The following is a 14,135-nucleotide window of genomic DNA, read 5'->3' on the forward strand; positions in this document are numbered from 1 at the left end:
CCTTGCACTTCCTTGGCGGCCTCTTGCCCCGAAACCCCCTGAGGGACGGCGGGATTGCGCCACTATGGCGGGCGTTACGCCCTATCCCAATGCAAGGGACCCCTGATGAGATTGACCGACATATCGCTGAACTGGCTGCTTCCCGGCGCCGTACTGCTCCTGGGCATGCTGGCGGCGGTGGCGGTGCTCGCGCGCGGCAAGCGCTCCTCCGGGGCAAACGCGAGCGCGGACGATTCGTGGGAGCGTACCGAGGAGCGCCGCAGGCGCAAGGAGGCCATATATGGCACTGCCTCCTACGTTCTTCTGTTCTGCTGCGCGGCCGTTGCCGCCGCCCTCTCCTTCCACGGCCTGGTCGGCTTCGGCCAGCAGAACCTCGGCCTGACCAACGGCTGGGAGTACCTCGTCCCGTTCGGCCTCGACGGCGCGGCCATGTTCTGCTCGGTGCTCGCGGTGCGCGAAGCCAGTCACGGCGACGCCGCACTCGGCTCCCGGATACTCGTGTGGACGTTCGCGGGCGCGGCCGCCTGGTTCAACTGGGTGCACGCGCCCAGGGGCCTCGGTCACGACGGCGCGCCGCAGTTCTTCTCCGGCATGTCCCTCTCGGCGGCCGTGCTCTTCGACCGGGCCCTGAAGCAGACCCGCCGGGCCGCGCTGCGCGAGCAGGGTCTCGTGCCCCGTCCGCTCCCGCAGATCCGCGTCGTGCGCTGGGCGCGTGCCCCCCGCGAGACCTACAAGGCCTGGTCGCTCATGCTGCTCGAGAACGTGCGCAGCCTGGACGAGGCCGTCGACGAGGTCCGTGAGGACAAGGCCCGCAAGGAAGAGACGAAGCTGCGCCGTCGCGAGCAGCACCGCGTCGAACGGGCTCAGTTGAAGGCGATCAGCCGGGGCCACGGCCCCCGCTTCCCCGGCCGCGGTGGCGGCGGTGGCCGTCCGGTGGAGGCCCCGGCCGCCCTGGAACCGGCCACGGCCGAGCGGGTCTCGTCGGAGCCTGCCATAGCGAACTCGGCGGAGCAGCTGCCCGTACGCTCACGGCACTCCCTTCAGCCCGTACGCCACGGAGCCGACTCCTCGATCACCGTCGACCTCACCGCGGAGGACGACACCATGGCCCTGCCGCGCCTCGACTCCCTGGAGCGAAAGCTCAAGGACCTGGAGCAGCAGTTCGGCTGACGGACGATCGGTTTTCATGGGAAGGGGGCGCGACCGCCGAGGTCGCGCCCCCTTCCCGTTGCCGTTGCCCGCCGCTCGGCAACCGCCGCTCAACGGTCGGTTGCCCGGCTGCGTTCGCTCACGCGGCCCCGGCGCCCAGCTCGAACCAGACGACCTTGCCGCCGCCCTGCGCCCGTACCCCCCACGTGTCCGCGAGGGACTCCACCAGGACCAGACCCCGGCCGTGCGTGGCCTCGTCGGCGCTCGGCACCCTCGGCCGGGGGCGCTGGGCCACGGAGTCCCGCACCTCCACCCGCAGGCCGGACGGGGAGACGGTGGCCGTCAGGACAGCGTCGTCGTCGGTGTGCACGAGCGCGTTGGTGACGAGTTCACTGGTGAGCAGTTCCGCCGTCTCCGACCGCCCCGGCCTCCCCCAGCCCCGCAACAGTTCCCTCAGCGCCCGGCGCGTCTCGGGCACCGCCCGCAGGTCGGCCCGTCCGAGTCTGCGACTGAGCTGCTCCGCCCGGTTCTGCTCCGCCACGTCCTCGGCCCTGCTCTCCCCCGCCTGTCTCGTCGCCGAGGTGCTCGCGATCGCCGTCGGACCGCTTCCCCGTGCCTGCCTCTCCATGACCCCCGCCCGCGTGTCGATGTGGGTTCCCCTCCTGCTCGAACACGTTCACGGGGATCCTTGCCCGGTCGGCACCGCGCCAGTCATGTCGAATCATCGACGCCCGGGTGTTCGGCCATGTTCGGGCGGGCGTCCAGGACGCTGCGGGGAACGGGGAGACCGTACGACAGCACTGTTCGGGCCGTCCGGGAGGGGCCGCATGCGGCACGTACGCCCCCCCGCCCGAGCGCGTCCGGAGCGAGCGCTGTGACGGTTGACGCGTCCCGCGCGGCTCGTGACCCCTGTGCCGCTGGTGACGTCGACGAGGCCCGAGTCGGACGAGCCCCTGCCGGTGGACCGGGCCGTTCCCACCACCCCTGATCCCGCCGCGGCCGGCGCCCGGCGGGGAAAGCCCTGGTCGACGAGCGGGTTCCGCTTTGCGGGACAGGCACCGGCGCAAAGGGCGGGCCGCCGGGCAGAGGCGGTGATCGGCCCCGGACTCCGGGCGAAGGGGCTGCCGCACGACGGCGCCGACGCGCCTTCCGGGGGGCGTGCACCCGCGCAAACGGCACCTGAACGTCCCCTCCCTCGCGAGCGGGAGTGAGCCGGCGTATCGCGGTGCGATACGGCCGCCGCCCCGGCCGTCCCGACCGCCTCGGTGGCTACGCGCCCAAGCGGCACGCCGACCGCCGGGAATCGGCCCGTCTACCGATCCGCCCCTGCCTACCCGGCCGTATGCGAAGAAGGGGTGGGGCAGTCGGTACCGCCCCCACCGCGTCGTCCGCCGACCTCCATCGCGCCGACCTCCATCGCGCCGCCGCGCCGAGCGCGCCCTCGCGCGGCCGACGAGGTTGGCCGGAATCCGCCGGTGCGCGAACGGCTGCGGCGGGGAACAGGGTTGGACGGACCGATGATCGAACGGTCGGGACGGTGGTGACCTAGCCGGCCTCGACTCCCTTCGTGCCGATGTGGAAGATCTTGTGGGTGCCGCGGGTCATGTCGACGATGAGCTGCGTGGTGTCACTGCCCCAGGTGAGCGTGACGACGGCCTCCGTGTAGTTCGCCGTGCCGTTGTCCGTGACCTTCCACGCGAGCGGGACGTTCTGCGCCTGGAGGACGCCGTTGGCGTGGTTCTTGTCCTCCCAGGCCGCCAGCTCCTTCTGGAAGGCGGGGGTGAGGTAGTGCTTGCGGAGTTCGTCCGCGAGCTCGCCGCCGCCCTCGTCGGTCACCGCGTCGATGTAGGCGCCGTAGAAGTCGGCGATGCGCGTGATGTTGTCGGACGGCTTGCCGCTCACGCTGCGCGGGCTGCCCGCGGAGGCCTGCGCCGTCACGCCGAGACCGAGGGCCAGCGCGAGGCCGGCGGCCACGGCCGTACGACGGCGGGCGGTCCGGAAACGGGTCGTGCTGCTCTTGCCGGTCGCGCTGTTGTTGCTGGTCATGCGGTTGTCGCTGGTCATGTGCGTGTTCCCCGTGTGTCTCGTGTGTGCGGCCTGTCCGGCCTGACTGGTGGCTGTGTGGTCGTACGGGGCCACCGGCCCTCCCGACCCCCGTGGCGGGAGGGCGGCGGCCCCGGTTCTTCCTCGGTGGTCGTGTGTCAGTGGAGCTTGTTGACGGCAGTGACGGTCGTCTTCTTGAAGGCCTTCACCGGGGCGTCGCCGAAGTCGCCCAGCTGGCCCCAGTCCACGACCGTCACCGTCGTACCGTCCCGGCCGACCGAGAGGAGGCGGATGTCGGTCGCGCCCCAGGAGGTCTCGGTGTGCAGGCCGTAGACGTGGGCGCCTTCCTCCACGTCGAGCTTCCCGTAGTCCTTGAGCGTGGCCTCGACCTCCGGGTCGGCCTGCTCGATCCACGCCGGGCAGGACTTGATGTCCTGGTTGACCCGTGCGAACCGGCCCTTCGCCGCGCTGACGCTCGACAGCTCGACGCTCACCTGGCGGGCGCTCGTGTCGAGGTCGGTCCGGAAGTCCCGGTACCAGGAGTCCCGGCCGTCGCCCAGCGCCATGCCGAGGCAGCGGTCCACCTCCACGTCCGGGGACGCGCCGGCGGTGACCTTGCCCGCCGTCCAGGACGAACCGGGGTGCGGCGGAAGGTCGGCGGCCGAGAGGAAACCGGGCGGTCGCACAGGGGCGGCGCCGGCCGGTACGGCGAGTACGGTACCGAGGGCGAGGCCCGCAGCCGTGAGTGCGGTGAGCCCGGTGAGCGTGCCGGCTCGGGTGCGCTTGGACATGGGTGTCCCCCGTGAGTGAGTGCATGGCTGTGGGTCGTCGCCACGACGCCGGTTGGTCGGTCCGGCCCTGGTCGGTGCGACACCAAGAGCATCGGCGGTACGGGTGGCCCGGTGCAACGGTCAGCGGCCTATCGGCCGAGGTGGAACCATCCCATCCCATCTGACGTGCAGGTATATGAGTGCCTGGGATGACCGCCGGGCCGGACGAACACAGGGAGAACGGTGTCGACCGACGACGGTGTGGCCGAAGTGACGGAGTTCGCGGCGCTGCTGACGGAACTGAAGGGGCGCACGGAGCGCAGCTACGGCTCCCTGGCCCGCCGGCTGGGCATGAACACCTCGACGCTGCACCGGTACTGCGCCGGGGAGGCGGTTCCACAGGACTTCGCCCCTGTCGAACGGCTCGCGGAGTTCTGCGGGGCAACACCGGAGGAACGCCTCGAACTGCACCGGCGGTGGCTGCGAGCGGTGGCGGCCCGCCGGCGGGCCCGGACCGCGGCGACTTCGGAGACACCGGACCCCGGAGAAACAGCTGGAACACCGGAAGCCCGGGCAGCCCAGGAAACGCGTGAAGCCTGCGAACGGTCGGAAACACCGGGAACGGCAGCCTTACCGGTAACGCGGGAAACGCGGGAATCGCCAGTACCAACTGGGGCGCCGGAAAAACCGGAAACCGTGACGCCCTCGGAGACCGCGAAACCCTCCGAAACACCGGCAGGAACGGAACCCCGGCCTACGGCAGGCACGCAGGCCCGGAAACCGGACGGGAAACAGGTACCGCCTCGCCGTTGGTACCGCCGTCGGCGCACCACGGTCGTCATCGGTGTCGCCTGCGCGCTGCTCGCCACCCTGGGAACGCTGTCCGCGCTGCCCGGCGGTGGCCACCCCTCGGCCTCCGGCGACGTCGGCCGGTCCTCCGGGTCCGCCACGCCCGTGCCCCGGACGACGGACTCGCCCCCCTCGCCCACGCCCGGCGCAGGCTCGGCCACCTCGCCCACACCCGGCACCGCCTCCCCTTCCGCCCGCCCCGCGAAGAGCTCCCCCGCCCCGGACACCTCCCCGGCCGGCGGCAAGGCGTCGGAACCCGCGTCGGGCGTACCGCTCGCCTGGACCGTCGACTCACAGGTCTGGGCGCTCGGCTGCGGTCACGACTACGTCATCGACAAGCCGCCGACGCAGGTTCCGCCGCCCCCGGCGGAGCAGGACGCCGGCCCCTGGGCAACCGCCCAGGGGGCGGTGCACGGACGGGAGACCAACGTGGAGATCTCGGTGCAGGGCCGCAACTCCACAGCCGTCGTCCTGACGGCGCTGCGCGTGCGGGTCGTCGGTCGTGCCGCGCCCATGACGGGCACCGCGTACGCCATGGACCAGGGCTGCGGCGGTTCTCTCAGCAAGCGCTACTTCGCCGTCGACCTGGACAAGGACCGCCCCGTGGCGCACTCCGTCGCCGGCAATGACGCGGGCACGCCGATCCCGGCGGTGAGCCTGCCCTACCGCGTGTCCAGCACCGACCCCGAGGTGCTGCTGGTCACGGCACGGACCGAGACCTGTGCCTGCGACTGGTACCTCGAACTGGACTGGTCGTCCCAGGGGCGCACCGGCACGGTCCGGATGGACGACGGCGGCCGCCCGTTCCGCACGAGCGGCATCAAGGGGCTGCCGCGCTACTGGTACGGCACCGACAACGGTGAACGTCAGTGGGTCCCGACCGGCGACTGACATCCCCGACCGGCCGCCACCGTCCTACGGCCGGGGCACGTTGCGCAGGTTGGAGCGGGCCATCTGAAGCATCCTGCCCACTCCGCCGTCGAGAACGATCTTCGAGGCGGAGAGGGCGAAACCGGTGACCATCTCGGCGCTGATCTTCGGCGGGATGGACAGGGCGTTGGGGTCGGTGACGATGTCGACGAGGGCCGGGCCCTTGTGCCGGAAGGCGTCCTTCAGCGCGCCGGCCAGCTGTCTGGGCTTCTCGACGCGCACACCGTGGGCACCGCAGGCGCGGGCGACGGCGGCGAAGTCGGGGTTCTTGTTGGTGGTGCCGTACGAGGGCAGACCGGCGACCAGCATCTCCAACTCGACCATGCCCAGCGACGAGTTGTTGAAGAGCACGACCTTCACCGGCAGGTCGTACTGCACCAGCGTCAGGAAGTCGCCCATCAGCATGGCGAATCCGCCGTCGCCGGACATCGACACGACCTGCCGGCGGCGGTCGGTGAACTGGGCGCCGATCGCCATGGGCAGCGCGTTCGCCATGGAGCCGTGCGAGAAGGAGCCGATGACACGACGCCGGCCGTTGGGGGTGAGATAACGGGCGGCCCAGACGTTGCACATACCGGTGTCGACCGTGAACACGGCGTCCTCGTCGGCGAGTTCGTCCAGGACGGCGGCGACATACTCGGGATGGACGGGAACGTGCTTCTCCACTTTCCGGGTGTACGCCTTCACCACCCCCTCCAGCGCGTCGGCGTGCTTCTTCAGCATCCGGTCGAGGAAACGCCGGTTCGCCTTGGCCCGCACCCGCGGGATGAGACAGCGCAGGGTCTCCCGTACGTCGCCCCATACGGCGAGGTCCAGTTTCGAGCGCCGGCCGAGGTGTTCGGGGCGTACGTCGACCTGGGCGATCTTCACGTCGTCGGGGAGGAAGGCGTTGTAGGGGAAATCGGTTCCGAGCAGGATCAGCAGGTCGCACTCGTGGGTGGCCTCGTAGGCGGCGCCGTAGCCGAGGAGACCGCTCATCCCGACGTCGTACGGATTGTCGTACTGAATGTGTTCCTTGCCGCGCAACGCGTGCCCCACCGGGGACTTGATCTTGCCGGCGAACTCCATGACCTCGGCGTGCGCGCCGGCCGTACCGCTGCCGCAGAACAGCGTGACCTTGTCGGCCGCGTCGATCATCGCGACCAGCGCGTCGATCTCGGCGTCGCCGGGTCGGACGGTGGGCCGGGCGGTGACGAGAGCGGTTTCGACGGCTTTCCCGGGGGCCGTCTGATCGGCGATGTCACCGGGCAGCGACACGACGCTGACGCCACTGCGCCCGACCGCGTTCTGGATGGCGGTGTGCAACAGCCGGGGCATCTGTTTCGGGCTGGAGATCAGCTCGCTGTAGTGGCTGCACTCGCGGAACAACTGATCGGGGTGGGTTTCCTGAAAATAGCCGAGACCGATTTCGCTGGACGGGATGTGCGAGGCGAGGGCCAGAACGGGAGCCATGGAGCGGTGGGCGTCGTAGAGGCCGTTGATGAGATGGAGGTTGCCGGGTCCGCAGGACCCCGCGCAGGCCGCGAGTTTCCCGGTGATCTGGGCTTCCGCACCGGCGGCGAAGGCGGCCGTCTCCTCGTGCCGGACGTGGATCCAGTCGATGGCGGGGTTGCGCCGCACCGCGTCCACCACGGGGTTCAGGCTGTCCCCCACGACACCGTAGAGGCGCCGCACCCCCGCGCGGGCGAGGATGTCCACGAACTGTTCCGCGACGTTCTGCTTGGCCATGGATCGACGCACCCCTTCGGTCGCCTCGGGTCCCTGACTCCACAGTGGCCGCGGCGACTCGGTTACGCCTCCCAGACGGCCGCCGCCGTGCGGTCGTCGGCATAGCCCTTCACCCTCACCTGGGTGTCGGCGAGGAAGGCGGCGAGACCGGGCGGAGTGGGGTCCGACCAGCGTCCCGCCAGATACGCGGACAGCTCCCGCTCCCCGCGCAGGGGCTCGGCCAGGCCGTCCGTGCACATCAGGAGCGTGTCACCCGAGCGGGCTACGGAGGCGCGGAAACGGAAGGGCTCGCGGGGCGGTTCGGGGTCCGGATCGTAAGGGTTCGGCGGTGTGGTGATGCCCAGGTCCATGGTGAGCCGGTCGCCCTCGGGCGTCTCGGCGGGCAACGATCCGAACCCCACGACCGGTGCGCCCGCCACCTCGCCCACCTGCGGCTCGATGTCCCGCCACACACCGTCGCGCAGCCGGAACAGGCCGCCGGCGCCGACGCCGAAGAAGACGCGCGTACGGCAGGCGGGGTCGGCGGGCAGGAGCAGACAGCGCAGGGTGGCCGCGTACTCCTCCGGTTCCAGGCCCTGCTCGGCGGCGCTGGCGCGGAGCCGGCCGAGGCTGCGGTCGGTGAGCCGGTGCAGGCCCGACTTCAGGTCTCCGCGCCTGGCCGCCCGCATGTCCTCCGCGAGCCGGACGTGACTGCGGCCCACGGCCCGCCCGATCCACCGGCACACCTCCGTGGCCGCCCGATGCGCTCCCGGGGTCGCCCGGGCACCGGTCGCCATCGCGACCAGGATCAGCGCCTGCTCCCCCGCGCCGAAGCGGGCGGTGAGGAACGCGTCACGGCGCGGCTCCCCCCGGTACCGCGCGGAGTCCCCCCGCACCGAGGCGGCCCGCATCGCCCAGACTCCGTACCGGGCGCCGTCCAGGACGGTGTCGGCGACCAGGTCGGCGAGGTCGTCCGGGTCCGCGGGCGGAAGAGCGGTGGGCTCGGCATCGTAGGTGGGCGGCCCCGAACCGACGTAGTCCTTGGACGTGGACAGGGGCGGGACGGCGGGCAGGGCGGGCACGGTGGGGGGATGGTCCGGTGGAGAGGTGCTCGGGGAGACGGGGGCGCGCTCGGAGTCCGGCTCGCGTTCGGGGGCGGGCGCGGGGCTCGCCGCGTAGAGGGGGGCCGCCGAACCGTCGACGGAAGCGGTGGGGGCCTGTGGGGGCGACGGCGCGTGGGCCGGCACGGGAGGCATCGCGGGCGGTGGGGGCGGCGCGGCAGGTGAGGTCGGCCAGGTGCCCTCGCCGGTGACGGTCGCCGTCGCCTGCGCGGCGGGTGAGGTCGTCGGCAGTGCGGGCGGGGTGGACGGCGGCACGGGCGGGGCGGACGGCGCCGGAGGTTCGGAGGCGTCGGGGGGTGTCTCCGTCGACGCGAGGCCGTCGGCGGTGGAGGGGGCGGGGTCGTGGGACGGTCGCTCGGCGAATCCCGGCGGCAACGGGCGGGGCAGGAAGTTCGCAGGACCCGCGGGCGTGTCCGACGGCGGCTCCCAAGGAGCGCGGTGCCGCCCCGACGGGCCGGCACCCTGGTCCGTCCCCACGGCGCCTGCGCCGCCGCCGACATACCGCTCGCCGACGTCACGCTCCGGACTGCGCCCGATGCCGTCCCGCGCGGCGTTCCGTCCGGAATCCCCTCCGGGGTCCTGCCTGCCGTCCCGTACGGAGCCCGGTCCATCGTCCCGTACGGAATCCCGTCCGGAATCCCGTCCGGAAGACCGTCCACCGTCCCGCCAGAAGTCCGGTTCGGAGTCCCGTCCGGTGGCAGGCTCGGCGTCGCTCCAGCCGTCGCGCTCGTCACCGTCGCGTCCGGCACCAGCACCAGCACCAGCACCAGCACCAGCAGTCTGCTCGGGATCCGGACCGGCATCCGGACCGGTATCCCACGGGGTGTCCCACCCGGCGTCCCGCCCCGGGACGGAACCGGCTGCGGACTCGGCGGTGGATCGGCTCCGGGGCGGCGGAACAGTGGCCTCCGGGGGCGGTGGCGCCCCTGCCGTCGCGGCGGCCGACGAGGTCCACCAGTCGGTCTGCCCTGCGGAACCGGGCCGTTCGGCACGGGGTGCCGGTACCGGACCCGCGCCGCCGGGGGCGTCCGCGCCGCCCGCGTGACCCCCCGTGCCGCCCGCGCCCTTCGGATGCCGCGGGGCCGCCGTGGACCCGGGACCGCCGACGTCGTCAGGCGTACCCGCGTTCGCCGCCGGACCGGCGGCACCGGCGGCATCACCTGAGCGCACCGCTCCGGCGGCCGAGGCGAAACGGTCGTCCAGGGAGTCTGCGGCGCGCGCGGGCCCCGTGTCCTCGGTGGCGTCGTCGTACAACTGCCCCCACCAGTCGTCCTCGTGACCGGTGGGCCTTCCCCCCTGCTGGCTCATGCTCCCGATTGTCCACTGCGCGGGCCGGATGAAAACGGGGCATCCGGAAAATGCGCCACCGCACGTGTGTCGAACAGCGGGCCGAGTGACGTCCTGAACGCCAGTGCGAAGCACGGTGCGACAAAGGTCGCCGGGCGGTTCCACCCCCCACGGGAGAACCGCCCGGCGACATGGGGTGACCCAGGCTCATTCCCCTATGCGCCCCTGCGCGTCATGAGCTCGGATCACGTTCTCGAAAGGTTTCCGTGCCGCGGCGTCGTGGCCGACCGGCCCGAGTCTGCACGGCGCTCCTGGACCTCCGCTGTGGATGATCAGTCGATGATCACGTTTTCCGCCGTGGCCACACCTTGGCAGAGTGACCGGCGGTACGGCGATGATGTGCGGCGGCGGGTTTACGCCGTGGCTGTTTCCCGCCATTCACGGGACGTCAGAAGGAGGGAAGCACCCGATGCTGGGAGCGATAGGGCTGGACGGGACGCACGAGTCGGCGTACCGGGCGCTGGTGTCCGTGGGTGCCGCCGACGTGCCCGACCTGGCGCGTCGGCTGGCCCTCGGCGAGCACGACACCGAACGCGCGCTGCGCCGGCTGGAGCGGCACGGTCTCGCCGCACAGTCCTCGGGTCGCCCCGGCCGCTGGGTCGCCGCACCTCCGGGCGTCGCCCTGGGGGCGCTGCTCACCCAGCAGCGACACGAGCTGGAGAAGGCGGAGCTGGCGGCGGCCCTGCTCGCCGAGGAGTACCGGGCGGCGGCCGCCGAACCGGCGGTGCACGACCTGGTCGAGGTGGTGACGGGCGCCGCCGCCGTCTCCCAGCGCTTCCTCCAGATCCAGCTCGGGGCGAGCGAGGAGGTGTGCGCGCTGGTCACCGGCACCCCGGTGGCCGTGACCGGCGGCGAGAACGACGCCGAGGAGCGGGCGACGGCCCGCGGGGTGCGCTACCGCGTCGTACTGGAACGGGCGGTGCTCGACCAGCCGGACGGCATGACGGAGCTGACCGCCGCGCTGGGCCGGGACGAACAGGTGCGGGTGGTGGACCGGGTGCCGACGAAGCTGGTCGTCGCCGACCGCTCGCTCGCCCTGGTGCCGCTGACCGGCCGCTCGGCGGAGCCGGCCGCGCTGGTCGTGCACGCGAGCGGGTTGCTGGAGCTGCTCTCGGGCCTGTTCGAGTCGGTGTGGCGGGAGGCGTTGCCGCTGCGCCTCGGCGCGACCGGCGTGGCCGAGCAGGCCCCGGACGGTCCCGATGCCACCGACCTGGAGATCCTGTCCCTGCTGCTGGCCGGGATGACCGACGCGAGCGCGGCCAAGCAGCTCGACCTCGGGCTGCGGACCGTACAGCGCCGGGTGAAGGGGTTGATGGAGCTGACGGGGGTGACGACCCGGCTGCAACTGGGCTGGCACGCGTACGAACGCGGGTGGGTGGCCCGGGAGCACTGACCGGCCGCGCCAGGGGTCCGAGGCGTACGGCTTGACCTGCGCGTTCTCCCTGGCTCGGGCACCCTGGGCAGATGGGAGTGGGTCAACTCCTGCTGGTCGGAGTGGTCATTCTGCTCGGCCTGTGCGGAGTGCTGGTGCCCGGCGTGCCGGGATCGTGGCTGGTGTGGGCCGCGGTCCTGTGGTGGGCGCTGGAGGATCCGCAGCCGACCGCCTGGATCGTGCTGGTCGGTGCCACGGTCACGCTGTTCCTGTCGCAGGTGGTGCGCTGGACGCTGCCGCCCCGTCGGCTGCGGGAGAGCGGCGCGACTCCCCGGATGGCGGCGTACGCGGGGATCGGCGCGTTCCTCGGCTTCTTCCTGCTGCCCGTGATCGGCGCGATCCCGGGCTTCATGGGCGGCATCTATCTCTCCGAACGTCTTCGCCTGGGCCGTCACGGCGAAGCCCGGGCGGCCCTGCGCACGGCGATGCGCTCGGGCGGCTCCAGCGTCCTCACGGAGCTGTTCACCTGCCTGTTGATCATGGGCGCGTGGCTGGGGACGGTCCTGTGGGGCTGACCGTTCCGTGGAGATGACGGCGCCTGAGGGAGGTCGGTGCTTGGGAGATGTCGATGTCGGCGCTTGTGGGAGGTCGGTTCCGGGGATGAGACACCGCCGGCGGCGGCCCCCGATCAGGCCAGATTCCGGAACCGCTCCTCGAGCGAGCCCTCCAGCGAGAGCAGCCGCACCTTGCGCTCCAGCCCGCCCGCGTAGCCCGTCAGCGAGCCGTCGGCGCCGATCACCCGGTGGCAGGGGCGCACGATCAGCAGCGGGTTCGCCCCGATCGCCCCGCCGACGGCCCGTACGGCCATCCGCGAGGCGCCGACGCGGGCCGCGATCTCGCCGTACGTCGTGGTCGCCCCGTAGGGCACGGAGTCGAGGGCGGTCCACACGCGCTCGCGGAACTCGGTGCCGTCACTGCGCATCGGCAGCCGGAACTCCTTCAGCTCGGCGGCGAAGTAGGCGGCGAGCTGTTCCGCGGCGGAACGGAAGGGTCCGGGGTCGTGCCGCCAGCCGTCCTGGACGGTCCGTCCGCCCTTCTGCCTGGGCACGGAGAGGGAGGTCAGCGTGGCGTCGGCGTCGGCGGTCAGCAGCAGAGGGCCGAGCGGGCTCTCCACGCTGGTCCAGTACGTCAGGTCGGTCATCGTTCCTCCGCGGCGCGCAAGTGGTGCAGGGCGTACGTGCGCCAGGGGCGCCAGGTGTCGGGGACGTCCACGCCGGGCGGCACGACGTCGGGGTCGCCGAGGGCACGAGCACGGATCTCCGCGATCGTACGGGCGTCCAACCCGGGCAGTGCGAGCAGTGCCTCCTGGGCGTCGTCCCGGTCGACGCCCGGGTCCAGCCGTACGGTGCCGTCGGCGAGGGCGGCGGTGAGGACGCCCAGCGGCCCCTCGAACCCGGACCGGGACTCGGATCCGGACTCGGATCCGGACTCGGATCCGGACCTTGGCCCAGACCCGACCTGCGCCAGGACGGCCGGCTCGGGGAAAAGGTGGGTGAGGGTCCCGCAGGGCGCGTCGAGGGCCTTGCCGTAGGCGCGAACCAGCCGCTCGGCCGCCGCTCTCCCCACGACCGCCCGCACCGCGTACTCCTCCGGATCGGCGGCCCCCGGCGCCCGCAACCCTGGCCGGGCGGCGACCAGCGGGGCGAGCCTCGGGTCGGCGCCGAGCCGCTCGTCGACGGCGTACGGGTCGGAGTCGAGGTCGAGCAGCCTCCGCAACCGCTGGACGGCGGTGGTGAGGTCGCGCGGGTCGGTGAGATGCAACCGGGCGTCGAGCCACCCACCGGGGTGGACGGCCGAGGCCCGGCCCGCGTCTCCCGCCCGCTCGTCCACGGCGACGATCCCGGTGCCGTACGGCAGTCGAAGCGTACGGCGGTAGGTGCGCCCGCCGGGCGGCCCGCTCACTTCCTCCACCCCGGCGACGGCCTCCCGTCGCAGCAGGTCGAACACGGCGCCCGCGTGGTACGGGCCCCGGTGGGCGAGCCGCAGCGGGATCCCCGCGGACGGGGTGGCGGTGCGGCGGGCCGCGCGGACCGCGGCCCGCAGTCCGGTCGGGGTCGTCGCGTACACGGTCCTGACGGTGTCGTTGAACTGGCGCACGCTGGCGAACCCGGACGCGAAGGCGATCTCCGTGACCGGCAGGCCCGTCGTCTGGAGCAGGACCCGCGCGGTGTGCGCGCGCTGCGCCCGGGCGAGGGCGACCGGTCCCGCGCCGAGTTCGGCGGTGAGCTGCCGCTGCACCTGGCGGGCGCTGTAGCCGAGCCGTACGGCGAGCCCGGTGACGCCCTCCCGGTCGACGACGCCGTCACCGATCAATCGCATGGCCCGGCCGACGACGTCGGCACGCGCGTTCCAGTCGGCCGATCCCGGCACGGCGTCCGGGCGGCACCGTCGGCAGGCCCGGAAACCCGAGCCCTGCGCGGCGGCGGCCGTCGCGAAGAAACGCACGTTGTGGCGTTTCGGCGTCACGGCGGGGCAGCTGGGCCGGCAGTAGATGCCGGTGGTCTCGACGGCGAAGAAGAACTCGCCGTCGAACCGGGCATCCCTGCTGCGGACCGCCTCGTACTGCGTGTCCTGGTCCGTCATGGACTCCAGTCTTCGCGCCCCGGAGAAACGGTGCTAGCGGAAATCGGACGTGACGTTGCACCGGAAACGGATTGCCGGCAGGCAAGTGTTACCGGACCGCATGTGCGTTACCGAGACCCGCAAGGGCTTCCCGAACAGACGCGTGTTTCCGAAACGGGCACGCGCTACCGGGTCCGGGTCCGGGTCCGGGTCCGGGTCCGGGTC

At 72.6% G+C, this 14,135-nt stretch carries 11 protein-coding genes and 1 pseudogene; 5 read left to right on the forward strand and 7 right to left on the reverse strand.

The features are described from left to right. The first annotated feature begins 105 nt into the window (after window positions 1-105). Window positions 106-1,170 carry a DUF2637 domain-containing protein gene (locus OHU34_RS09805; protein ID WP_142266765.1) on the forward strand — a complete coding sequence of 355 codons (1,065 nt, stop codon included), beginning with the start codon at window positions 106-108 and terminating at the stop codon, window positions 1,168-1,170. Window positions 1,171-1,288: 118 nt separating this feature from the next. Here OHU34_RS09805 and OHU34_RS09810 read toward each other — a convergent pair whose 3' ends face one another. The 3 genes from OHU34_RS09810 to OHU34_RS09820 all read right to left on the reverse strand — a co-directional run bounded on the left by OHU34_RS09810 (window position 1,289) and on the right by OHU34_RS09820 (window position 3,983). Then, the gene (locus tag OHU34_RS09810; protein ID WP_405765874.1) at window positions 1,289-1,777 is read right to left on the reverse strand and encodes an ATP-binding protein; all 489 of its coding nucleotides are present in this window, start codon (window positions 1,775-1,777) and stop codon (window positions 1,289-1,291) included. Between the two features lie 917 nt (window positions 1,778-2,694). After that, window positions 2,695-3,195, reverse strand: coding sequence for a hypothetical protein (locus OHU34_RS09815; RefSeq protein WP_142268123.1), 501 nt, complete (start codon window positions 3,193-3,195; stop codon window positions 2,695-2,697). Window positions 3,196-3,350: 155 nt separating this feature from the next. Further along, window positions 3,351-3,983 carry a hypothetical protein gene (locus tag OHU34_RS09820; protein WP_230194308.1) on the reverse strand — a complete coding sequence of 211 codons (633 nt, stop codon included), beginning with the start codon at window positions 3,981-3,983 and terminating at the stop codon, window positions 3,351-3,353. Between the two features lie 249 nt (window positions 3,984-4,232). Here OHU34_RS09820 and OHU34_RS09825 point away from each other — a divergent pair. Both OHU34_RS09825 and OHU34_RS09830 read left to right on the forward strand, forming a co-directional pair. Next, window positions 4,233-4,370, forward strand: a pseudogene (locus OHU34_RS09825) (helix-turn-helix domain-containing protein); the annotation flags it as partial. Window positions 4,371-4,658: 288 nt separating this feature from the next. Further along, entirely contained in the window at window positions 4,659-5,702 is a 1,044-nt protein-coding gene (locus tag OHU34_RS09830; RefSeq protein ID WP_308285894.1) for a hypothetical protein, read from the forward strand. A 24-nt stretch (window positions 5,703-5,726) separates the two neighbouring features. On the opposite strand, the gene OHU34_RS09835 is transcribed toward OHU34_RS09830, so the two are convergent. Beyond that, the gene (locus OHU34_RS09835) at window positions 5,727-7,469 is read right to left on the reverse strand and encodes a pyruvate dehydrogenase (RefSeq protein WP_230194310.1); all 1,743 of its coding nucleotides are present in this window, start codon (window positions 7,467-7,469) and stop codon (window positions 5,727-5,729) included. Between the two features lie 62 nt (window positions 7,470-7,531). Beyond that, a complete protein-coding gene (locus OHU34_RS09840; protein ID WP_405765877.1) occupies window positions 7,532-9,877 on the reverse strand; it encodes a protein phosphatase 2C domain-containing protein in 2,346 nt (781 codons plus the stop codon). 448 nt (window positions 9,878-10,325) lie between these two features. Between OHU34_RS09840 and OHU34_RS09845 the strand changes: the two genes are divergently transcribed. Together OHU34_RS09845 and OHU34_RS09850 are read left to right on the forward strand one after the other, a co-directional pair. Next, window positions 10,326-11,309: a helix-turn-helix domain-containing protein gene (locus OHU34_RS09845; protein ID WP_142266761.1), complete on the forward strand. Its 984-nt coding sequence runs from the start codon at window positions 10,326-10,328 to the stop codon at window positions 11,307-11,309. 71 nt (window positions 11,310-11,380) lie between these two features. Then, window positions 11,381-11,863, forward strand: coding sequence for a DUF456 domain-containing protein (locus OHU34_RS09850; protein WP_054243256.1), 483 nt, complete (start codon window positions 11,381-11,383; stop codon window positions 11,861-11,863). Window positions 11,864-11,976: 113 nt separating this feature from the next. Here the strand turns inward: OHU34_RS09850 and OHU34_RS09855 are convergent, their stop codons facing one another. Continuing rightward, complete coding sequence (locus OHU34_RS09855) at window positions 11,977-12,489, reverse strand: methylated-DNA--[protein]-cysteine S-methyltransferase (RefSeq protein WP_142266760.1); 513 nt, start codon at window positions 12,487-12,489, stop codon at window positions 11,977-11,979. Beyond that, window positions 12,486-13,931: a DNA-3-methyladenine glycosylase 2 family protein gene (locus OHU34_RS09860; RefSeq protein ID WP_142266759.1), complete on the reverse strand. Its 1,446-nt coding sequence runs from the start codon at window positions 13,929-13,931 to the stop codon at window positions 12,486-12,488. The genes OHU34_RS09855 and OHU34_RS09860 overlap by 4 nt, the downstream gene beginning before the upstream one ends. Between the last annotated feature and the right edge of the window lie 204 nt (window positions 13,932-14,135).

Origin of the sequence: Streptomyces sp. NBC_00080 (genome assembly GCF_045041255.1) — a bacterium.
GTDB lineage: Bacteria > Actinomycetota > Actinomycetes > Streptomycetales > Streptomycetaceae > Streptomyces > Streptomyces coriariae.

Bases quoted from the DNA above. Each gene is read 5' to 3' on its own strand.
- OHU34_RS09860 (WP_142266759.1), bottom strand. From the start codon at position 13,931: ATGACGGACCAGGACACGCAGTACGAGGCGGTCCGCAGCAGGGATGCC.
- OHU34_RS09810 (WP_405765874.1), bottom strand. From the start codon at position 1,777: ATGGAGAGGCAGGCACGGGGAAGCGGTCCGACGGCGATCGCGAGCACC.
- OHU34_RS09805 (WP_142266765.1), top strand. From the start codon at position 106: ATGAGATTGACCGACATATCGCTGAACTGGCTGCTTCCCGGCGCCGTA.
- OHU34_RS09820 (WP_230194308.1), bottom strand. From the start codon at position 3,983: ATGTCCAAGCGCACCCGAGCCGGCACGCTCACCGGGCTCACCGCACTC.
- OHU34_RS09855 (WP_142266760.1), bottom strand. From the start codon at position 12,489: ATGACCGACCTGACGTACTGGACCAGCGTGGAGAGCCCGCTCGGCCCT.
- OHU34_RS09845 (WP_142266761.1), top strand. From the start codon at position 10,326: ATGCTGGGAGCGATAGGGCTGGACGGGACGCACGAGTCGGCGTACCGG.
- OHU34_RS09840 (WP_405765877.1), bottom strand. From the start codon at position 9,877: ATGAGCCAGCAGGGGGGAAGGCCCACCGGTCACGAGGACGACTGGTGG.
- OHU34_RS09835 (WP_230194310.1), bottom strand. From the start codon at position 7,469: ATGGCCAAGCAGAACGTCGCGGAACAGTTCGTGGACATCCTCGCCCGC.
- OHU34_RS09850 (WP_054243256.1), top strand. From the start codon at position 11,381: ATGGGAGTGGGTCAACTCCTGCTGGTCGGAGTGGTCATTCTGCTCGGC.
- OHU34_RS09815 (WP_142268123.1), bottom strand. From the start codon at position 3,195: ATGACCAGCAACAACAGCGCGACCGGCAAGAGCAGCACGACCCGTTTC.